This window comes from Deinococcus sp. KSM4-11 (assembly GCF_004801415.1).
Classification (GTDB): domain Bacteria; phylum Deinococcota; class Deinococci; order Deinococcales; family Deinococcaceae; genus Deinococcus.
Map to the genome: position 1 here is coordinate 201773 of NZ_SSNX01000005.1, position 21125 is coordinate 222897.

Annotated in this window: 20 protein-coding genes; 9 read left to right on the forward strand and 11 right to left on the reverse strand. The window is 68.8% G+C overall.

Annotation, left to right across the window (positions count from 1 at the left end; all coding sequences use genetic code 11):
* Positions 1 to 20 precede the first annotated feature (20 nt).
* The gene (locus tag E7T09_RS15090) at positions 21 to 1064 is read right to left on the reverse strand and encodes an aldo/keto reductase (RefSeq protein WP_136390016.1); all 1044 of its coding nucleotides are present in this window, start codon (positions 1062 to 1064) and stop codon (positions 21 to 23) included.
* Positions 1065 to 1252: 188 nt separating this feature from the next.
* Between E7T09_RS15090 and E7T09_RS15095 the strand changes: the two genes are divergently transcribed.
* Entirely contained in the window at positions 1253 to 3541 is a 2289-nt protein-coding gene (locus E7T09_RS15095) for an NPCBM/NEW2 domain-containing protein (protein ID WP_136390017.1), read from the forward strand.
* Between the two features lie 35 nt (positions 3542 to 3576).
* Entirely contained in the window at positions 3577 to 3939 is a 363-nt protein-coding gene (locus E7T09_RS15100; protein ID WP_136390018.1) for a VOC family protein, read from the forward strand.
* Positions 3940 to 3943: 4 nt separating this feature from the next.
* On the opposite strand, the gene E7T09_RS15105 is transcribed toward E7T09_RS15100, so the two are convergent.
* The 4 genes from E7T09_RS15105 to E7T09_RS15120 form a co-directional block, all read right to left on the reverse strand.
* Positions 3944 to 5095, reverse strand: a complete 1152-nt coding sequence (locus tag E7T09_RS15105) for an AI-2E family transporter (RefSeq protein WP_240741812.1) — start codon at positions 5093 to 5095, stop codon at positions 3944 to 3946.
* A gap of 107 nt (positions 5096 to 5202) precedes the next feature.
* A complete protein-coding gene (locus E7T09_RS15110; RefSeq protein ID WP_136390019.1) occupies positions 5203 to 6228 on the reverse strand; it encodes a helix-turn-helix domain-containing protein in 1026 nt (341 codons plus the stop codon).
* A 195-nt stretch (positions 6229 to 6423) separates the two neighbouring features.
* Positions 6424 to 7338 (reverse strand): ABC transporter permease, encoded by a 915-nt coding sequence (locus E7T09_RS15115; protein WP_136390020.1) that lies wholly within the window; start codon positions 7336 to 7338, stop codon positions 6424 to 6426.
* A complete protein-coding gene (locus E7T09_RS15120; protein WP_240741813.1) occupies positions 7338 to 9308 on the reverse strand; it encodes an ABC transporter permease in 1971 nt (656 codons plus the stop codon). Before E7T09_RS15120 ends, E7T09_RS15115 begins: the two co-directional genes overlap by 1 nt.
* A gap of 83 nt (positions 9309 to 9391) precedes the next feature.
* Here E7T09_RS15120 and ndk point away from each other — a divergent pair, with 83 nt between their 5' ends.
* On the forward strand, positions 9392 to 9808 hold the full coding sequence (gene ndk, locus E7T09_RS15125; RefSeq protein ID WP_136390021.1) for a nucleoside-diphosphate kinase: 417 nt from the start codon (positions 9392 to 9394) through the stop codon (positions 9806 to 9808).
* 205 nt (positions 9809 to 10013) lie between these two features.
* On the forward strand, positions 10014 to 11057 hold the full coding sequence (locus tag E7T09_RS22110; protein ID WP_205747025.1) for a GGDEF domain-containing protein: 1044 nt from the start codon (positions 10014 to 10016) through the stop codon (positions 11055 to 11057).
* Positions 11058 to 11063: 6 nt separating this feature from the next.
* Here E7T09_RS22110 and E7T09_RS15135 read toward each other — a convergent pair whose 3' ends face one another.
* The gene (locus E7T09_RS15135) at positions 11064 to 11519 is read right to left on the reverse strand and encodes a hypothetical protein (protein ID WP_240741814.1); all 456 of its coding nucleotides are present in this window, start codon (positions 11517 to 11519) and stop codon (positions 11064 to 11066) included.
* 34 nt (positions 11520 to 11553) lie between these two features.
* Between E7T09_RS15135 and E7T09_RS15140 the strand changes: the two genes are divergently transcribed.
* The 5 genes from E7T09_RS15140 to E7T09_RS15160 all read left to right on the forward strand — a co-directional run bounded on the left by E7T09_RS15140 (position 11554) and on the right by E7T09_RS15160 (position 15922).
* Entirely contained in the window at positions 11554 to 11889 is a 336-nt protein-coding gene (locus E7T09_RS15140) for a hypothetical protein (RefSeq protein WP_240741815.1), read from the forward strand.
* Positions 11890 to 11922: 33 nt separating this feature from the next.
* Positions 11923 to 12714: a nitroreductase family protein gene (locus E7T09_RS15145; RefSeq protein ID WP_136390024.1), complete on the forward strand. Its 792-nt coding sequence runs from the start codon at positions 11923 to 11925 to the stop codon at positions 12712 to 12714.
* Positions 12711 to 13730 (forward strand): Gfo/Idh/MocA family protein, encoded by a 1020-nt coding sequence (locus E7T09_RS15150; protein ID WP_136390025.1) that lies wholly within the window; start codon positions 12711 to 12713, stop codon positions 13728 to 13730. Before E7T09_RS15145 ends, E7T09_RS15150 begins: the two co-directional genes overlap by 4 nt.
* Positions 13731 to 13823: 93 nt before the next feature.
* The gene (locus E7T09_RS15155) at positions 13824 to 14729 is read left to right on the forward strand and encodes an aldo/keto reductase (protein WP_168734863.1); all 906 of its coding nucleotides are present in this window, start codon (positions 13824 to 13826) and stop codon (positions 14727 to 14729) included.
* A gap of 125 nt (positions 14730 to 14854) precedes the next feature.
* A complete protein-coding gene (locus tag E7T09_RS15160) occupies positions 14855 to 15922 on the forward strand; it encodes a type III polyketide synthase (RefSeq protein WP_370293984.1) in 1068 nt (355 codons plus the stop codon).
* A gap of 49 nt (positions 15923 to 15971) precedes the next feature.
* Here the strand turns inward: E7T09_RS15160 and E7T09_RS15165 are convergent, their stop codons facing one another.
* The 5 genes from E7T09_RS15165 to E7T09_RS15190 all read right to left on the reverse strand — a co-directional run bounded on the left by E7T09_RS15165 (position 15972) and on the right by E7T09_RS15190 (position 20945).
* Positions 15972 to 16301, reverse strand: coding sequence for a hypothetical protein (locus E7T09_RS15165; RefSeq protein ID WP_136390027.1), 330 nt, complete (start codon positions 16299 to 16301; stop codon positions 15972 to 15974).
* 144 nt (positions 16302 to 16445) lie between these two features.
* A complete protein-coding gene (locus tag E7T09_RS15170; protein WP_136390028.1) occupies positions 16446 to 16910 on the reverse strand; it encodes a heme-binding domain-containing protein in 465 nt (154 codons plus the stop codon).
* A gap of 88 nt (positions 16911 to 16998) precedes the next feature.
* Entirely contained in the window at positions 16999 to 18924 is a 1926-nt protein-coding gene (locus E7T09_RS15180; protein ID WP_205747026.1) for a cation-translocating P-type ATPase, read from the reverse strand.
* A gap of 382 nt (positions 18925 to 19306) precedes the next feature.
* Positions 19307 to 20134 carry a CoA transferase gene (locus E7T09_RS15185; protein WP_136390030.1) on the reverse strand — a complete coding sequence of 276 codons (828 nt, stop codon included), beginning with the start codon at positions 20132 to 20134 and terminating at the stop codon, positions 19307 to 19309.
* A 25-nt stretch (positions 20135 to 20159) separates the two neighbouring features.
* Positions 20160 to 20945 (reverse strand): DUF664 domain-containing protein, encoded by a 786-nt coding sequence (locus tag E7T09_RS15190; RefSeq protein WP_136390031.1) that lies wholly within the window; start codon positions 20943 to 20945, stop codon positions 20160 to 20162.
* Between the last annotated feature and the right edge of the window lie 180 nt (positions 20946 to 21125).

Consider the following 21125-nt stretch of genomic DNA (forward strand, 5'->3'; position numbering starts at 1 on the left):
GCCGCGGTCGGGGCGACCGCTCACTGTGCCACCACCTCGCCGCGCAGGTCGTGCTCCATGCCGAAATTCGCGGCGTACAGCGCCTGGATGGCGTCGTACTCCGTGTCCGTCAGAGGGGCGGCGTCGAAGGTCTGCGCATACTCCTCCAGGTTCTGCGCGGAGTAGATGTTCGGGAGCACGCTCGCCATGACCGGGGAGCGCAGCGCGAACTGGATCGCGAGCTGCCCGATGGTCCGGCCCTGGCCCTGCACGAACTGGGCGTCCAACTGCTCGACCTTCTTCAGGCCGTCCTCCATCCACGCCTTGCGCCGCGCATTGGTGGTCATCCGCCAGTTGCGGTGATCCCCCGGCTCGAACTCGGTGTCCAGCGTCATGTAGCCCTCCAGCAGTCCGGAGGCGTGCGGCACGCGGGCTACCACGCCCACCCCGGCCTGCTCCGCGACCTTCAGGATCGGGTCGCCCAGCACCTGCTCCAGCAGGTTGTAGATGATCTGCGTCGGTGCGCGGCGATCCCGGACGCTGCTGACCCCCTCCTCGATCTGACGTTCGTTCAACGCCGGTCCCAGCGCGGTGCCATACGCGCGGATCAGGCCCTCACCCTTTGCCTTTTCCAGTTCCGCCCACAGGTCATCGGCCAGCGCGGAACCGGGCTGGATCGCGTCCATGCGCGGGTTGTGCAACTGGTAGTAGTCGATGTAATCCGTGCCCAGACGCGTCAGGCTGCCTTCCAGTGCGCGGCGCAGATGGGCGGGCGACCAGTCGTGCGGCCGCTCCTGCTGTCCGGGCCGATCCGGGTGGTTGTAGATGTCGTAGCCGAACTTCGTGCCGATCACGATCTTCTCGCGCACGTCACCCAGGGCCTCGCGCTGGAGTTCCTCGGCGTGGCCCGAGGCGTACGTATCGGCGTTGTCGAAGAAGGTCACGCCCAAATCGAAGGCGCGACGGAGCAGGTTCTTGCCCATCTGCTCGTCCTTCACGCCCCACCACGTCGTCCCGACCGTCCACACCCCAAAGCCGACCGCACTGACGGTCAGGTCGGTGCCCTGCAAATTGCGGTAATCCATAGACGCACTATTCCACCGTTCCCGTGGGATGGATGGCCCCACGCTCACGACCACATGTGAGGACTCCTGTGAACTAATGAACATCAACCCACCCACCTGGGCCACCTGATGACCAAGTGGCTGTCATAGTGAACTCACAGCCCTCACATCCTCGGCCTTGTCCGCTCTCGCCCATTCCTAGGAGACGTATGACCCGACCCCCCGCCCACCTCCCTCTCGCTCTGCTCTTTACGGGCCTGCTGGCCGCGTGCAGCCAAACGCCGGCCCCCAGTACGGACGAAGCCCTGCCGCCGGGGAGTCCCTACGCGAACGGCGCGTCCTACCCGTGGAGTGACCGCCTGGAAGCGCCCGTCGCCGATCCCTACGCCGCCGGGCGTGATTACCCCTGGACGTCCCCCACCGCGTCCAGCGTGCTGGACGCCCAGGGCCTGAACAGCGGGGTGAACTATCTCAGTGATCTGCCCTGGACGTCGGCCAGCAACTTCTGGGGCCCCGTGGCCCGCGACAGGAGCAACGGCGAGCAGGATGTCAATGACGGCCACACCCTCACCCTCGGTGGCCAGACCTTCGCCAAGGGCCTCGGGGTGCACGCCGACAGCACCATCAAATATGCGCTGAATGCCCAGTGCAGCACCTTCAGCGCCTCCATCGGCATCGACGACGAGGTCGGCAAGCTCGGACGGGCGAGCTTCCAGGTGCTCGGGGACGGCAAGGTGCTCGCCACCAGCGCGGAGCTCACCGGAACGGACAGTGCGAAAGCACTGTCCGTGAACGTGTCGGGCGTGAAGGAACTGACCCTGAACGTGCTCAAGGGCGCGACGACCTACTACGACCATGCCGACTGGGCCGATGCGAAGGTGACGTGTCAGGCATTGGAACCCAGTGGGACGGTGTATGTGAGCGACCTGGCGTACACCTCGGCCACGAATGGCTGGGGGCCGGTCGAGATCGACCGCAGCAACGGCGAACAGAAACAGTTCGATGGCAGGCCGCTCACGGTCAACGGCGACGTCTTTGCCAAAGGACTGGGAGTGCACTCCGGCTCGGCGATCACCTACGGCCTGGGCGGCGCGTGTCAGGCTTTCGTGTCCGGCATCGCTATAGACGATGAAACCCAGGGCCGCGGCACGGTCATGTTTCAGGTGTACGGCGATGGCCGCAAGCTCTTTGAGAGCCCCACGCTGGGCGGCAACTTCGGCACTCCACTGAACCGCGTGGCCGTCGACCTCACCGGGGTTCAGCAGCTCCGGCTGGTCGTGACGGATGCCGGCGATGGGAAGAGTTTCGACCATGCCGACTGGGTTGACGCAAAACTCGCCTGCACGCCAGCCGGGACGTCGGGGGCCACCGATCCAGCCTTCGGCACGAACGGGCACGCCAACGTGGGCAGTGTGGACAGCGTGGTGGAGCCCGGTAATTCTGTGGTGCTCCTGGGCAAAGACTTCAGCGTGAAACGCCTGTCCTCTGCAGGCACCGTGAGTGCGGCTGGTGCAGTCAGCGTACCTGGCGGCACCGCCTCTGCTATCGCCCGACAGGCGAACGGGAACCTCGTGGCGGTCGGGCAGGCGAACAACATGGTCGTGGTCGTCCGGTACCTGCCCACTCTTCAGCCCGACCCCAGCTTCGGCACGGGCGGTGTGAAGGTGATGCAGTACGGAGTCATGGTGAATGACGTCCCGGCAGCATCGAGTGCCCGGGACGTCACGGTTCAGGCGGATGGGAAAGTTGTTCTGGTCGGGACATCCACCGAGTCGTACCTCGACTATGACGTTCCAGGCTCGACACTCGACTATTTGATCGCCCGCCTGAACGTGGACGGTCTCCCCGATCCGACGTTTGGCCAGGACGGGAAGTTTACCCTTTCAAGTAGTTCTTACACCGATTGCCTGCCAAAGGAGCTGGACGACCTTATGACCGCTGTGGCTGTACAGGCCGACGGCAGGATTGTGGCGGCCGGGAATTCCGATTGTGTGGGAGGCTATGTCCCGACCGTTCTGAGGCTGACTGCGGACGGGAAGCTCGATCCCACATTCTCCGGCGATGGCATCGCGTTCGCTTCTCCTCAGGGTGACAACGGCTACGGCGACTTCACGCGGGCGCTGCTGGTCCAGCCGGACGGGAAGATCGTGATCGGAGGAGCCACCCAGCGGTTCCAGACCACCGCGTTCATCGGGCGACTGACGGCGGCCGGAGAACCTGACGGCGGCCTGGTCTTCCAGATCGCTGACAACTTCTATGATGTCGGTTCTGTGTATAGCCTGGCCCGCCAGAACGACGGCAAGATCGTCTTTGGAGCGCTGTCGCCCAACCTCAGGCACCTGGGCCGCCTGAACGCGGATCTCACCCTGGATACCTCGTTTGGCGGCCTGGGCACCGGCTACCTGTACCTGGATACAGCCGTCACGTCCGTGAATATTGACCCTGTCGGGCGGATCGTAGCCAGCGGAACGACTGATACGGTGCGTGTCCTGCCCTGACCGTCCTGAGTGTTCTGACGCTATACCCTCCACGTATGCTCAAGCACGTCTCTTTCCTTAGCGGCGACCTGCCCGCCACGCTGGCCTTCTATGAGCGGCTGGGCGGCGTGATCGAGAAGGACGTGACGACCTCTGAGGGCTACCGGCGGGCCGTGATCCGGCTGGGCGAGGGCCGGGTGCAGTTCTTCCAGATCGCGCACGAGGTTCCCATGCCGCACACGCACTGGGCCGAGCACCTCGCGCTTCACGTGTCGGGGCTCGCGTCGCTGCTTTCCGACCTGCGCGCTTCCGGCGTGACTATTACCCGTGATCTTCAGCCCAGCCCTGGCGGGAGGGATATGGCGTTTGTGCTCGATCCGGACGGGCGTCAGGTGGAACTGCTGGAGGCCGGCGCGTAGGCCGCTACGGTCCGTCGGTGTAGATGCGGCTGGGGTAGTAGTACTTCTGCAGGAGCAGTTTGCCCAGCGCCACGGTCGGCACGGCCAGCAGCGCGCCCGCGAACCCGAGCAGCGCCACGCCGACCAGAATGGCGAGCAGCACGGTAATAGGGTGCAAGTCCGTGGTGCGGCTCAGGATGTACGGACTGAGGAAGTTCCCCTCGATCTGGTTGGCCGCCACGAACACCACGATCACCAGCACGGCCTTGAGCACGCCACCGGGCAGGGTGAGGGCCAGCAGCAGCGCAGGCGTGGCCCCGATGATCGGGCCAAGGTAGGGCACGATGTTGAAGGCCCCCGCCAGGAAGCCGATGGCGGCGGCGCTGGGAATCCCGACGATGGTCAGGCCCAGCCACACGAAAACCCCGATGAACGCGGCGATCAGCAGTTGCCCGCGCACGTACCCGCCGACGGACGTCCCGACCAGATCCGAGAGTTCCAGCACGCGCGGCTGCCACGGGCGGGGAAAGATGCCCAGGAGGGTGGAGTTCACGCGCGAGTAGTCGAGCATCAGGTACACGCTGAGCAGCAGGATCAGCAGCACCTGCCCCACCACGCCACCGATCGACACAAGGCTGCTGAACAGCGTGCCGGTCGACGACAGGGCATTCTGCAGGATAGGCACGATGTTCTTGCCCAGGTTCTCCACGTAGGTCTGGGCCGCCTGTACGATCTTCTCGCGCGCTCCCGTCAGGCCGCTCACGCCGCGACTGGTCAGCCACTGCGTGAGGTGGTCGAAGGTGTCTCCGGCCGACCCGATCAGATCCGGGAGTTTCTGGAGGAGTTGCACGAGCTGCGTACTGACGGTGACCAGGAGCGCTCCCGCCAGGGTGAACACTCCCAGGAAGATCAGCACCACGAAGAACACGCCCAGACCCCGCTTGAGTCGTCCGCGCTCCAGCCACACCAGCAGGGGATTGGCGAGGTACGCGATCAGAAAGGCCACGGCGAAGTCCACCAGCACAGACCGGATCTCCCCGGCCAGCCGCCACGCCAGGAAAATGGCGCCCAGGAACACGAGTAACCTGACCCACGGGTAATTCCAGGCATGCTGGAAGGCAGTGGGAGAGCGCTCTGTGCGCAGCGATCGGGAGGAGTTGGGGGTCGGCGCACTCACAGTGGCTTCACTGTAAGGGACGTCCGTGGGGCCGCTCCGGAGGATTGCCAGCAGATAAAGGTGAGCAGGGCGGGCAGGCCAGGCCACCCGGTGTGATCACGCGAGGCTCAGTACGCCCGGGTCACGACCTGTCCGTTCTGGCCCATGGGGGTGGCCGCCGCCCCGTTCACACTGACCCGCACGCCGCCGGCGTTCCCGGTGCGGATCACGACGCCTTTGGGAAAGCCCTTGACGCTCCCGGCTGGGGGCGTGCCCTGGTACAGCACGACCCCGCCAGGCCCAGTCACGCGCGTCCAGGACGGCGCGGCGAAGGTGACGCTGACGGCCGCGCGTGGCGCGGTGGAGGTCGTGGACGTGCTGGCGGCGGCCGGTGTGGCGGCGGTCGGCGTCACGGTGGGGGTGCTGCCGGGTCGGTTCAGGTCGGCCAGGCTGCTGCGTCCGGTGCCTGTGGCAGGCAGGGTGGCCCGCAGGTTGCGGCCCTGCTCAAGGCTGATGGACTGTTTCAGGGGCTGACGTCCGGTGAGTTCCACGCGCAGTTCCGCCCGGTCGCGCCGGTCGATGGGGAAGGCGTTCAGGGGCGTGGTGCCCAGGTCGCGGTTGTCGAGATACACGCGGGCGCCGCTCGGCACGCTCTTGACCGTGAGTTTCACGGTGGTCGGAGCAGGGGCAGGCGCCGGTTTGGGGGTCGTGACGGCGGCCGGCGTGGGAGCGGGCGTGGTCGCCGGGGTGGGTGCTGGAACGGTGGCCAGCGGCGCGGGTTTCATGTAGGTGCTGTACGCGTAGTACCCGCCTGCCCCGAGGACGATCACGGCGGTGAGCAGCCCGGCCAGCAGGGCGGGATTCAGACCGGTCGCGCGTTCGCCGGAGGGAACGCCGCGCAGGCTCTGGGCGACTTCCGGGGTGGGGGGCACACTGCGGTCGAATTCCGCGATCAGGGGTGTGGGGTCGAGATTCAGTTCACGGGCGTACCGTTGCAGATACGAACGGGCAAAGGTGCGTTCAGGCAGCAGGGCCGTGTTGCCTTCCTCCAGGGCACGGAGGTAGTCGCCGCGGATCTTGGTGCGCATGGAAAGTTCCTGGGTGCTGAGTCCCAGGGCCTCGCGGGCTTGTTTCAGCGTGCTGCCGAAGCTCATGATGCCTACCTTAACCTTTTTGCCCGTGCCCGGTCGGCCGGGCATGTGGGCAACGCAGGGCCGTTGTCCAGACGGAGCGACCGGTGAGCGGGCCTCCAGGGTTTCCCTGGCCCTGCTTTCAAGTGGGGTTCGTCAGCGCTGTGCGTCAGACGTCACCTACGGCGCCCTGCCGGATCACCCGCGTGCCGTCCGGACTCAGCCGTCGTAGGGCCGTCCGAGCGCTTTGGGCGCCCGGCTGCGACCCGTGAGGATCAGGGCCAGGATGGTGATCAGGTACGGCAGGGCACTGACCAGCGTGGGGGGCAGCAGATCCGTGCCGCCTAGCGCGATCGACAGGGCCTGGAGGAAACCGAACAGCACCGTGGCCCCCAGCACGCCCAGAGGCTTCCACTGCCCGAAGATCAGGGCCGCAAGCGCGATGAAGCCCCCGCCGGCGCTGATGTTGCGCACGTACGAGTCGAGATTCCCGATGCTCAGGAACACCCCGGCGGTGCCGGCCAGCACGCCCGACAGGATCACGGCCGAGTAGCGCATGCGCCGCACGTTGATGCCCATGCTGGCCGCCGCGCCCGGCTGCTCCCCGGTGGCGCGCAGCCGCAGGCCGTAGGGCGTGCGGTACAGCACGTACCACGTCAGGGCCACGACCAGGAACGCGAAGTACACGGGGGGCGAGAAGCGCAACTCGCCCACGCCCCACAGCGGCAGGCCCTGGTTGAGCTTGGGACTCTCGGTGGACGTCTGGTACAGCGCGGTCAGGATCACGGCGGGCACGCCGGAGGCGAGCAGGTTGATGGCCGTGCCGCTGATCACCTGATCGGCGCGGTACTTGATGCTCAGCACCGCGTGAATCCACGCGATCAGGCCGCCGACGATCATGCCGGCCAGCCAGCCGAACCAGGGGGCCAGGGCGCCCAGGCTGGGCTCCAGGATCTTGGCACTGACGGCGCCGGCCAGCGCCCCGAAGATGATCAATCCGTCCAGGGCGATGTTCACCACGCCGCTGCGCTCGCTGAACAGGCCGCCGAGGGCCGTGAGCAGCAGCGGCACCACCGATCGGATGAACGTCGCCAGGAAGGCGGTGGTCAGGAGTTGCGCGAACAGACCTTCCATCAGCGGCCTCCTTCCCGGGTGATGTCCTCACTCGCCTGCCCGACATTCGGGCTGGGCGTGGCCCGCTCATGGGCCGCCTGCTCCGGCGTGAGCTGCGCGCCTGGGGGTGGGCCGCCTGCCCCTGCGGCCAGGAGCTGCGGGGGCGGCGGATCGATGAGCCGGCGGCTCAGGAAGCCCCCGGCGGCAATGAACAGCACGATCAGGGCCTTGAGCACCGTCACGATGTCGCGGTTCACGTTCTCCAGCTGCCGGGACACTTCCAGGCCGCCCGTGTCTACCGTGCCGAACAGCAGGCTGGACACGACCACGCCCGCCGGGGTGTTCTGGCCCATCAGGGCCACGGCGATCCCGTCGAAGCCGACGTTCACCGGCATGTTGCCCTTCAGGCGGTACTCGTCGAGCGCGCCGCCGTTCACGTAGTGCAGTCCGGCCAGCCCCGCGAACATCCCAGCGATGGTCATGGCCAGTACCGTGCCGCGGGCCACACTGATCCCGCCGTACTCGGCGGCCTTGGGCGAGAGGCCCACCGCGCGCAGGGCGTAGCCGGTCGCGGTGCGCCACATCAGCGTGCCGAAGAAGACCACGCACACCAGCGCGATCAGGAACGACGCGTTGAGCTGTGACCCGGCGATGTTGACGGGAATCCCGATCCGCCATGTCAGCGCGCCGAGCACCACGGCGGCCACCAGGGCCAGCAGCGTCCGGCGCGTCTTCAGCAACGCCCGCGCCACGAAGAAGGCCACGACCGCGACCAGCAGCCCGATGCTGATGGCCGTCTGCCCGCCGGAACCCACGTTCAGGAGTTGCAGCATGGTGGGCAGCCGCGCGCCCGGCTGGAGCAGTTCACTGCGCGCCTCGAAGCCCTCGGCCTTGAGGCCCAGGTGGTACGTGCGGCCCAGGAAGGGAAAGGTGTCGGTGCCGATCAGGAAGATGAACACCGCCGAGGCGATGTAATTGAGCATGATGGTGTTGATGACCTCGCTGGACCCGAAGCGGGCCTTCAGCAGGCCAGGGATCGCGCCCCACAGGGCCCCGAAGGCCCCGGCTGCAATGATTGACAGCGGCAGCAGGCCCCAGCCGAGCCAGTGCGGGCCATACACGCCAGCCAGCATCGCGCCGACCGCGCCCATGGTCAGCTGACCGGGCCCGCCGATGTTGAACAGGCCCGTGCGGAACGCGAAGGCCACGCTCAGGCCGGTGAAGATCAGTGGCGTGGCCAGTTTCAACGAGTCGAGCAGCGGGTTCAGACTGGTGATCGGCGCGAACAGCGAGGAGTACACGAAGTACACCAGATCGCTCTTGGCCAGCCAGCCGCCCGTGAGGCCCAGGGGTTTCCCACTCAGGTTCACGGCGGGCTGCACGACCAGCACCACGACCGCGCCCACCGCGATGGCCAGGGTGATGGCGCTGACCGGTACCAGCAGACCGCGCAGGCGGTTGTAGCGCTCATGCCACCACGCGCGCGCGTCCAGGCCCGCTCCGGCCGCGATCAGGCCGCCCAGCAGCGGCAGGAACAGCCCCAGGTTCATGCCGCCGCCCGCGTAGAAGTTCCGAAGCTGCCGTTTGGCCCCGGCGCGCAGGGTCGTGTCGGCCATCACCCGGCTCACCTGCTCGTTCAGGGTCGAGTCCAGCCGCAGGACAGCCACCCCGGCCAGCACGAAGGCCAGCAGCGCCGTGATCCACAGCCACGGCGCGCGCCTCAGGGCCCCGACCACGGTGGCGACCAGCAGTGCCAGCGTGGCCCACCCCAGGCCCAGGATGATCCCGGTGGGGGGCAGGGGGGCCTGCTGGTACGAGGACAGATTCAGGACGCGGCCGCTCAGATGCAGCAACACGGCGTCCGCGTCCGTGCCGCCCCGGCCCAGGCTCGCCAGCGGGAACAGGAGCATGCCGGCGGCCGCCACGGCGGCGGCGATCAGCGCGATACGCGCGCTGTCCCCGGACGGGCGAAAGTCAGGAACGGTGGTCACGTCGCCATTGTAAGGGGCCGCCCTGGTCCCGGCGAGTTCCGGTGACGGCGTGCAGGTGCGGGGCTGCTATGCTCCCGGATGCTATGGAACGTACGTTTGCCATGATCAAGCCCGACGGTGTCCGCCGGGGCCTCACGCCCGAGATTCTCGCCCGCATCGCCCGCAAGGGCTACCGCGTGGTCGGCCTGAAACTGATGGTGATTCCGCGCGCCACGGCCGAGTCCCACTACGCCGAGCACAAGGAGCGGCCCTTCTTCGGGGAACTCGTGGAGTTCATCACGGGCGGACCGGTCGTCGCCATCGCGCTGGAAGGGGAGAACGCCATCTCCGGCTGGCGCGGCATGATGGGCGCCACGAACCCGGCGAACGCGGCGCCCGGCACCATCCGCGCGGACTTCGCCACGACCACCGGCGAGAACGTCACACACGGCAGCGACAGCCCGGACAGCGCCGCGCGGGAACTGGGGCTGTTCTTCCAGAGCGGTGAACTGCTGGCGTGAAGCCTTCACGAACGGCCGCGCCCATATCCGCCGGCGGGTGAATCCGAACGGTGAGGCGTCCAGGGCGGCGCCCACGCGCTCGCTGTGGCGGGCCGGTGACCTCCGCAGGTTCGGCGGCCGGGGGGGCCTCCCCCCCTGGACGCCCAGCTGGACGGCGAATGCAAGGTTCCTGTGACGCCTGGCTCCCTAGCATCGCGCTGAGGTCATGTCGAGGCGGATCACACCACTTCAGGAATTGTTGCTGCGCAGTCAGCAGTCCATCGTGTATTCGGGGAGCGCCGCGTACATCCTGTATGCCCTGCTGACCTCCGTCATCGATCCGCCCGGCAGCTTTCCCGTGGCCTACCAGATCCCCAAATACTGGGCGGCCCTGTGCGCGCTGGCGACCATCGTGGCGGTCGCCTCGGCCCCGCACCGCCTGAAGCAGGTGTACCTGACCACGACCATCGCGTACGTGGTCGTCGCGCTGGTCGAGGTGCCGCGCGCCGTTGCTTCCGGCGAGCTGCCGCTGCACCTGGCCCTGTGGCTCACGCTGAATGTCCTGGTGTCCTTCGTGGTCTTCGGGGCGCGGCAGGGCGCAGTTCTGAACGCGGCCAGTCTCTGTGCGCTGCTGGGCGTGCTCCTGGCCCACGGGCCGCTGGCCGCAACGCCGCTCGCCGACTGGGTGACGGCGGCCATCGTCATGGGCGTGACCGGCCTGGGCGCGTTCATCCTGATGACCTTCATCGAGAACAACCTGCTCCAGCACGAGCAGGACAGCGAGAAACTCCGCGCCGCCCGACAGGATGCCGTGACCGACGTGTACGGACGCGGCGCGATCGAGGAAGAGCTGCAGTACGCCATGGAGCACGCCCAGCGCATCAATTCGCCCATGAGCATCATCGTGACCGACATCGACCACTTCAAACTGGTCAACGACCAGCACGGGCACGCCTTCGGCGACGACGTCCTGCGGGCGGTGGGCAAGCGACTGCGCCGCAACGTCGGCGGAATCGGCGGCATGGTCGGTCGCTGGGGCGGCGAGGAATTCATCGTGGTGCTGCCCGGCGTGGCGAAACCCGACGCCCTGGTGCTGGCCGAACGCCTGCGCCGCGAGATCGGCGACACACCCCTGGCCGGGCTGCCGGTCACGGCGAGTTTCGGCGTGTCATCGTACCGGGGCACCGGCGACACGCCGGATCAGCTGTTCGGCCGGGCCGATATGGCCATGTACGAGGCCAAACGCGCCGGCCGGAACGCCGTGCGCTGAAGAGCGCTACCTGAAGGCGTTCAGCAGGGCCGGTTCCCGCTGGGCGGCGTAGCCGCGCGTCAGCAGGTGCAGGCCGGCACCCGACTGGAGCACCAGCACGTCCTTCAGGCCGGAACTGGCGGCCGGGCGCAGGCCGACGCCTTGTGGAGTCGTGACCGTCCGGGCGCCCGCGCCGGCGGCGTCCTGCGCGCTGAACTTCGGCTGCTGGATGACCAGATCCCAGGCCTGGGCGCGCGAATCGCCATCGTAGGTGATGGTCATCGCGGCGGCGTCCAGCGGAGGATGGGTCGTCCACACGACCCGGCGCAGGCCCCCGGCGATCCGGTCGCGCTGATCCGCCTGGGCGTCGTAGGAGCCGTTCGCGGCGAAGACCAGCCGCTGCTCCAGGGTGTCTGCGGCCGGACTGCGGTGGCATGCTCCCAGCAGCAGCGCGGCGACCAGCAGGGGGGCGGAACGCAGCATGCGCGCACCATACGGCCACGGTGCTCGGCGTGCCATGTGCAAACATCCCGGCATGGACGCCCACCGCCTGAGTCTGACCGTGACCGGCGCGTTGCTGCTGCTGCTCCTGGCGCTGGGCCTGAGCCTGCAACTCGGCTACCGGCGGAACGCGGCCCGCTGGCCGCACCACGCGCTGTACTTCGCCGTGGTGGCCGGAACAGGGCTGGCTGCGCTGCTCACCCTGACCGCTGGCCGCCGGTGGTGGGCACTGCTGCCCGCGCTGGTGCTGCTGCTGGGCATGCCGCGAACCCGTCCCGGCCGGTCTGCCCACTGGCGGCTGGCCCTGGCGGCGGCCCTGGCCTACGCGCTGGGCAGCTGGGGAGCGTGGTAGGCCGTCCGGTGGGAGGGCTGCTAGCCTGACGGCATGGAACTCATCGAGGGGATGCTGGCCCGGCGCACCACCAACGGCCCCTTCCGCCCGGATCCGGTCAGCCGCGAGCACCAGCACGCGCTCATGCGGGTGGCGCAGGCGGCCCCGAGTCACTTCAACTCTCAGCCGTGGCGCTTCGTGCTCGTCGAGCACCCGGACACCATCGCGCGGGTCGCGCAGCTCAGCGGCGACAGCATGACCGAGCTGATCGAGGCCGGCGTGTTCTTCGAGCGCTACCGCCGGTACTTCCGCTTCAGCGCCCAGGAGATGGACGAGCGGCGCGACGGCATCCACATCGACCACCTGCCGGGACCGCTGCGGCCCTTCACGCGGCAGATCTTCAGCGACGCGGGCCTGAAGCTCATGCGGCAGCTCGGCGTGCCGAAAAAACTTGGCGAGGACAACCGCCGGCTGGTCGCCGGGAGCCCGCTGCTGCTGGCGGCGCTGCTCGACAAGACCGAGTACCGGCCCGGCGAGCTGTCCGGCTTCTACTCGGTGTTCGGGCTGGGCGCGGCCATCGAGAACATCTGGAATGCGGTGGGAGTCCTCGGCATGGGCATCCAGTTCATCTCCACCCCCATGGAGATTCCCCGCCAGTGGCAGGCCATGCAGCAGCTCCTGCGCGTGCCCGACGGTCTGGAACTCATGGCCGTGTACCGCCTGGGCTACCTGCCGGACGATCACGCACGGCCCAGCATCGACTGGAGCAGCCGCCACCGCAAGCGGTTGGAGCAGTTCGTGTTCCGCGAGACCTGCGACGTGCCCGAAGCGGAGCCCGCCCCGTGACGCCCCTGCGCCTGCTGCACGTTGGCCTGGGCGGCTGGGGACGCTCGTGGATGACCGTCACGGCCGCCGAGCAGGGTGTAGAGGTCGTGGGTCTCGTCGATGGCAGTGCGGCGGCCCTCGACCTCGCGCAGGCCCAGGCGACCACGCCCACCTTCGCCTCGCTGGACGACGCGCTGCGCCACACTGACGCGCAGGCCGTCCTGGTAACCACGAACGCCGTGGGACACGCGCCCGTGGCCCTCGCGGCGCTGGAGGCGGGCCTGCCGGTGCTGATCGAGAAGCCCTTCGCTACCACCGTCGAGGAGGCCCGCGCCGTCGTGGACGCTGCCGCCGCGAGAGGGCTGCCGCTGATGGTCAGCCAGAACTACCGCTTTCACCCGGCCGCGCAGGCCGCCGCCGCCTGGGTGCACGCCGCGCCCTATGGCGAGGTCGGCGCGGTGGAGGTCGAGTTCCGCCGCGACAGCGCCCGCACGGCCGCCAGCGCGCACCACCTGCTGCCGCACCCGCTGCTGCTCGACATGGCCATCCACCACTTCGACCTGATGCGCTTCGTGCTGGGCCGCGAGGCGTTCAGCATCGACTGTCACGCCTTCAACCCGCCGTGGAGTCCCTTCCGCGATCCGGCCTCCGCGTTCGCCACCCTGGAGTTCCAGGGGGGCGTGGCCGTCAGTTACCGGGGCACCTGGGCCAGTTCCGGCGTCAAGACGCCCTGGGCCGGCGAGTGGCGGCTCGACGCGCGGAACGCCGAACTGACGTGGACGGGCCGCGATGACCCGCCCGCCGACCGCGCCACCGTCCGACCCGTCGGCAAGCGGCCCCGCGCGCTGCCGTTGCCGCCAGTGGCGCACCTCGACCGGGCGGGCGCCCTGGCAGAATTCGTCCAGGCTGTCCGGGACGGGCGCGAACCGCACAGCAGCGGGCGCGACAACCTCGGCAGCCTCGCGCTGGCCCTGGCCGCCATCCGTTCCGCACAGGAACGCCGGATCGTCCTGCTGTCCGAACTGCTGGACGGGTAACGGCGTCCGGGATCGGAGCGTGAAGGGACGGTCAGCAGGCGGGGGGAGCAGGCGGCAGGGCGCGGGTGCAGAATGCCGCCGGAGGATGTACCCATGACCGACACCACCTCAACCCTGAACGCCGCGCAGAGCGGCACCTTCCAGATCGGCGGCGACCTCAGCGTGAACCGGCTGGGCTACGGGGCCATGCGGATCACCGGCACCGGCATCTGGGGCGACCCCGCCGATCCCCAGGCGGCCCTCGCCACGCTGCGCCGCCTGCCGGAACTGGGCGTGAACTTCATTGACACCGCCGACAGCTACGGCCCGGCCGTCAGCGAGGAACTGATCCGCCAGGCGCTGCACCCCTACGACACGGTCGTGATCGCCACCAAGGGCGGCCTGACCCGCACCGGCCCGGACGTCTGGATTCCCGTGGGCCGCCCCGAGTACCTCAAGCAGCAGGCCTACATCAGCCGCCGCCGTCTGGGCGTCGAACGCATCGACCTGTGGCAACTGCACCGCATCGACTCCAAGGTGCCCGCCGACGAGCAGTTCGGCGCGATCCGGGAACTGATCGACGAGGGCGTCATCCGCCACGCGGGCCTGTCGGAGGTCAGCGTCGCCGAGATCGAGGCCGCGCGCAAGGTGTTCCCGGTGTCCACCGTGCAGAACCTCTACAACCTCGTAAACCGCAAGAGCGAGGACGTCGTGGACTACTGCGCCCGCGAGAACATCGGCTTCATTCCCTGGTTCCCGCTGGCCGCCGGCAGTCTCGCCAAGGACGGCAGCGTCCTGAGCGACGTCGCAGGGCGCCTGAACGCCAGTCCCTCGCAGGTCGCCCTGGCGTGGGTGCTCAAGCGCAGCCCCGTCATGCTGCCCATCCCCGGCACCGGCAAGGTGGGGCACCTTGAAGAGAACGTCGCCGCCGCCAGCCTGACCCTGACCGACGAGGACTTCCGGAAGCTCGACGAGGTCGGGAAGGCCGAGTGGCACAAGGAAAGCCAGCAGCCGCGCTGAACCGTCACGTCCTCAGCCCCTCCGCGCCCTGGCCGGAGGGGCTGCTTCGTGTGGGCGGTGAGCATAAGGAGGTCTGAATGCGCGGGTACGCATCCCGTCAGCTCCCGGACGGCAGAATGCCCGGCATGACCTTTCCCCCCGTACCGGTCGTGCGCGCCCTGGTGACCGGCACGCCGCCACACCCGACCCCGCAGGCCGAGATCCGCGAGGCGGCCCGCACGCTGTTCCCGCGCATGGCCGCGCGCCCACACATGCTCGACGTGTTCGACAACGCGCAGATCGACACGCGCGCCCTGGCCCGCCCGCTGGAGTGGTACCTGCACCCGCGCGGCTTCGGTGAGAAGAACGACGTATTCCTCCAAGAGGCCCGCACGCTGATCCGGCGGCTGGCCGCCGAGGCGCTCGCTCAGGCCCAGGTCGCGCCCGGTGACGTGGACGCGGTGGTCGTTGTGAACACCAGCGGCCTGAGCACGCCCAGCCTGGACGCCGACCTGATCGGTGCCCTGGGTCTCAACCGGCATGCGGCGCGGCTGCCCGTGTGGGGCCTGGGCTGCGCGGGCGGCGCGGCTGGACTGGCCCGCGCGGCGGATCTGGTGCGCGCGGGCTTCCGGCGGGTGCTGTACGTGGCGGTGGAACTGTGCTCCCTGACCCTGGTGAAGGGCGACGAGTCGAAGAGTAACTTTGTGGGCACCGCCCTGTTCTCGGATGGGGGGGCGGCCCTCGTGGTCACCGCGCCGGACGTGCCCGGCCCGCCGCCGCTGGCCGCGATCCACGGCGCGTATTCCACGCTGATCGAGCACAGCGAGGACATCATGGGCTGGGACATCGTGGACGACGGCCTGAAGGTGCGCTTCTCCCGCGACATCCCCACCCTGGTGCGCGGCATGATGCAGGAGAACGTGCAGGAGGCGCTCACGGCACACGGCTGGTGTCGCGAGCAGGTGCAGACCTACGTGGTGCATCCCGGCGGCGTGAAGGTGCTGGGAGCCTACGAGGAGGCGCTGGCACTGCCGGACGGGGCGCTCGATGCCAGCCGCCGCGTGTTGCGCGACTACGGCAACATGAGCAGCGTGACCGTGCTGTTCGTGCTACACGAGACCCTGAAAGCAGCGCCGACTGGCCGTGCGCTGCTCAGTGCGATGGGGCCGGGGTTCAGCGCGGAGCACGTCCTGCTGGAGTTTCCCGGAACGTAGCAGAGGGGCGAGTCTCGCTGGACTCGCCCCGAATGCAGATCAGGCTGGCCTACGCGCCCTGGTTGCCGTCCACCGTCTTGTCGGGATCGGTCGCCGCGCCGCTGGCGGGCAGACCGTCCTTCATGCCGCCGTAGGTGCTGGGATTCGCGTCCTGGCCGGTGTTCGCGGCCGCGCGGGGATCGGTCGTGGAACTCACCTGCTGGGCGGTACTGGTCGTGTCACCCGCGTCGGCGTTCGCATCGCTGGCGTCGGGATAGATGCCCTGCGTGGCCGGGTCGCCGGGGTTCTTCTCGGTGCCGGTGTTCCACTGCGACTGGTCGTTGATGGTGTCCTGCGAGACGTTCGCGTGGGCCTCGCTGCCCGGTTTGCCTTCTCCCATGATCCAGCCTCCCTGCCCCCCCGAGGGGGCGCGTGTTGTGCGTGCAAGGACAGCGTACCGCCACCCCAGTTGGCTTTCGGTCGGTGGGCGTTTACAAGAACTTGCGGCTTGAGGCCGCCGGTGCAGGGTGGGAGCTGCGGGGAGTCAGGGGCTGTCGCCGCTGCCGTCCTGTCCTCCAAAGGTCATCTCCAGGCCGTCGGCGAGCTGGTTGCGTTCGGCGGCGGTCAGGCGTGCGGCCGGATGCAGGGGCAGGTACGAACGGTCGGGCATGCTGCCGCCGCGGACGGCCTTCGCGGCCTCGTCGGACTGGCGCCCAAACCCCTGGGCGTTGATGTTGAACCGCTCACGGCCCTCGGTCACGTGCCGCTGGAGCAGCCATGAGACCGGCGCGACGTTCGAGTACCACGGCCACACGGTGGCGTTGCTGTGACAGTCGGCGCAGGCCCGCACGAACAGCGCCTTGGTGTCCGGGTCGCTCCACGGCGGTGTGGCGGCAACCGGCGGATTGCTGTGGGCATGTCCGTACGGCACGAACTGGATCAGCACGAACACGGCCACGAGGCCCAGCAGGAGCCGGGGCAGCAGCCGCTGGCGGGTGGTCAGGCGCATGGAGCTCCTTCCGTGCAGGTGAACATCGCTGGATTCCCGCATCTCCCGGGCATGCCCGGCTGACACTTCGTGGTGTTCCAGGAGAGGGTCACAGCCGGTACGTCAGGAGGCGCAGGCCCATGAACACCACGAACACCGTGCCCCCCTCGTGGGCCACTACGCCCAGCGGCAGCGGCACCTTTCCGGCCACTGCCAGGGGCGCGACGATCAGGATGATCCCGAACGCGAATGCGAGGTTGGTGATGACGGTACGCCGCGCCGCGCGGGCCAGCCGCACCGCGCCTGCGAGTTTGCCCAGGTCGTTCTGCATCAGCACGACGTCTGCACTCTCGATGGCCACGTCGGTGCCGCTGGCCACGGCCACCCCCAGGTCGGCGCGTGCCAGGGCGGGCGCGTCGTTCACGCCGTCCCCGACCATCGCGACCGGGCCGGGCAGTTCCCCGATGATGCGGAGCTTGTCCTCGGGGAGCAGTTCGGCGCGGAATTCGGTGAGGCCCAGGCTGGCCGCGACCGTCTGGGCGACCTCCTGCTTGTCGCCGGTGAGCATGACGGGGTGCGCGATTCCGCTGCTCCGCAGGCCCTGGATGGCCTGGGCGATCCCAGGCCGCAGCGCGTCTGCGACGCCCATGATGCCCAGCACGGCGCTGCCGCGCCCGATGATCACTGTGGAACTGCCCTCGCCGTTCAGGGTCGTGAGGGCCGCCCGCTGCCCGGCGCTCAGCACGGCGTTCTCGCGCTGCGCGAGCCGCAGGTTGCCCGCCCAGACCTTCTGACCCTGCTCGTCGACCGCCTCGATTCCGTGACCGGGAATGGCCTGCGCGTCCTGCACGTGCTCTGGCGCGGCGTGGCGCTCGCGGGCGGCCGTCACGATCGCCTGCGCGATGGGATGCTCGCTGTGCCCTTCCAGCCCGGCGGCCAGGGCAAGCGTCGCCCCCTCATCGTCCGCGACGATCTGCGTGAGGGTCATCTTGGCCTGGGTCAGGGTGCCAGTCTTGTCGAAGGCGACGGTCTGCACGCCGGCCAGTGCGTCCAGCGCCGCCGAACTCTTGAACAGCACGCCGTGCCGCGCGGCGGCGGCCATGGCGGAGAGCATCACGGCGGGCGTCGAGATCACGACCGCGCAGGGCGAGGCGACCACCATGAACGTCATCGCGCGGTACCACGCCTGATCGACGGGCAGCGTGAAGCCATACCGCAGCAGCGCATATACCAGCGGCACGCTGAGCAGCACGATCAGCGCGTACGGGCTCTCCCAGCGCTCGGTGACGCTCTCCGTGCGGCTCTTCTGCGTCTGCGCTTCCTCCATCAGCGACACCAGCCGGGCCAGGGTGCTCTCGCCGGCGGGGCGCGTGACCTCGGCCTCGACGCTGCCGTTCAGGTTCACGGTGCCCGAGGCCAGGGCCGCGCCGGGGGCCTTGTCGATGGGCACGCTCTCGCCGGTGATGGGACTCTCGTCCACGCTGGTGGTTCCCCTTGTCACGCGGGCATCGGCGGCGATCCGCTCACCGGGTTTCACGACCAGCACGTCGCCAATCCTGATCTCGCCCAGCTGGCACCACTTCTCCACGCCGTCCCGGCGGACGGTCGCACCTTCCGGGTTCAGGTTCATCAGGGCCTGGATGGCGCTGGACGTGCGGCCCATTGCCCAGTCCTGGAGGGTGTTGCTCAGCGAGAACAGGAACAGCAGAATCGCGCCGTCTGCCGCCTGTCCGATGCTCGCGGCCCCCAGGGCGGCCAGCACCATCAGCAGGTCCACGTCCAGTTTCTTCTCGACGAACAGCGAGTGCAGCGCCTCGCGCCCGGCGGGAATGCCGCCCGCGAGGTACGCGACGAGGTACCCGCCCCACATGACGGCGGGGACGTGCAGGAGGTATTCCCCGGCCAGACCGATCAGGAGGCCCAGCAGGGTCAGGCCGGTCAGGGTGACGGCCGCGCGGAGTTGGGGAGTCAGGACGAACCGCCTGGAGGCTGGAGCCTCGGCGCGGGGAAGGTGGGCAGGGGTGGAGGTGGTCAAGGGAACTCCTGGGTGAGAAAGGATATCATTAATAGGAATGATTCTCAGTAAGGAGATTCTACTCTGCCCATCCCCCGGACTCAACGCATTAACCGGAGTGGAGAAGTCGGGAATTGTGGCCCCGTGTGCGGTAGCCGGACGCAGCCCAGTTCGCATGTGCCTGTGCTCAGCGTGCCGACGGCAGGTAGGCCGGGCCATGCTCCCTCGCATCCCACACGGCGTCCAGATCAGGCAATGCCAGCCATTGCCCTGCAAGTGTCTCCCTAAGCGTCTGAAAGTCCGGCACGACCCCTGTGCAGACGAAGATCAGCGTCAGTCCCTTGCCAGCGCCACCTGTACCGACGGCACCTCCAGGTAAACGAGCCGCACCAACTCTGTCCGGTCAGGACTCTCGTGCTTCCACCGCCACCAGCGGCAGGTCGTTTGCCCGCGCGAGCGTCAGCCAGTGCGCGGTTGGATGCCGCGCGATGACCGACCCAGCATCGGGTCCGATGACCTCGGCCCAGCGCTGCGCGAAGCGGGCTTCCAGGGGCGCAGCGGCCACCCAGCCGTCGGCCGTGCGGTACAGGCGGTAGATGTTCTGCGCGCCCGACAGCATGCCGCCCGGCGCGGTCAGGCCCACCGTGAACGGCTGCGCGGCGAAGCGGGCGGCGTCGGCCAGCCCCACCACCCGCTCGCGCGCCGCCGATCCGCGCTCGCGGCCCAGCAGCAGCGCCAGCGCCGCCGCGTAGGCCTCGCGGCTTCCGACCATGTCGGCCAGCAGCGTGCGCGGCATGACCGGCACGGCCGGGTCAATCAGGCCCGCCTCCACCTGATACGTCAGATCATGGCCGGGTTCCTCCGGTGCACGGCGGTCGCCCACGATCAGCACGCGGCACAGGGCCGGGTAGCGGTCGTCCAGCAGGGTTCGTCCCAGCCCGAGGCGCTCCAGGGCCGACGGCCGGAACGACGTGAGCAGCAGGTCGGCGCCAGTCAGCAGGCTCAGCAGGTCCGTCGTTCCTTCGGGCGTCTTCAGGTTCAGGGGCCGCACCTCGACGCCCTGGTGCAGGTTCGCGTACCAGCCGGGAGCCATCCAGGCCAGCGGATCGCCTGCCGGGGGTTCGATCTTCACGATCCGTGCGCCGTCATCCCGCAGACTGGCCGCCGCGACCGGGCCGGGCACGTTCAGCGCGAGGGTGACGACCGTGAAGCCTTGCAGCGGGCCGGGCATACGCCCATTGTGCCCCGGCCTGCGCTCAGCCGGGCCGCGCCCCCCGCGTCACCGTGAGGTCGTGCACGCCACCCTCCCGCTGCACCCGGAACCGGCTGGTAACTCCCGCCGCCTGCACCAGCGGCACCTCGTCGTAGAGCGTCCCGGTCATGTCCAGACCGTCGTAGTCCAGCACCACGTCCCCCACGCGCAGGCCGGCGAGGTCGGCGGGGCCACCCTCCTGCACCACCGTACAGCGCAGCCCCACGCCGTCCGACAGGGCTTCGAAGCCCGCGCCCAGCAGTCCACGGGTGCGCAGGCGGGGAATGAACTTGTGAATCAGGCGGATCTGCCCCCGGTGGTTCAGCTCGTCCTCGAACACGTGGAACCACATGAAATGCCGGTTGCCTGTGGTGCTCCACAGCGCCAGCGGCTCGTCCAGCCAGGCGTCGTCGTGCACGGCGAACCGCCGCAGCGTCTCGGCACGCACCTCCGCGAGCTGCGTCAGGTAATGCCGCAGCGGACGACCCCGGATCGCCTCGCGGCCCCGTGTGCCCAGGTCGAGCCCCGGCAGCCAGCGTGGATCGAGGAGCGTTTCCGGATCGGCGGGGTGGTCGAACGTCGCGTGCTGGTAGTAGGCCTCCACCGCCGCGAAGTGTTCCAACAGCATGCCCGCACTGTTTCCGAACTCCGGTGGAATCAGGTCGAGTTCCTCCACGCTCAGGCCCTGCACCGCCTGCAGAGTCGTCGCGCGGGCGTACTCCATCATGCCGACCAGCCGCGCGATCATGGGGGTGAAACCGGGCCGGTTGGAGAGCAGCAGGTCGGGCATGGAGTCAAGCGTACTGCGGGGTCATGACGTTACCTGCCGCACTTCTGGACGTTCACGGTGGGTCGGGGTTGCAGGGGGCGAGGTGCCCTCCCGTCTGTTTTGTAATCCGATCAAACCCACCTCGGATGATGTCAATGAAGGTGAGGTGAACGGATCCTCGTCAGTGTTCTCACATCTTCC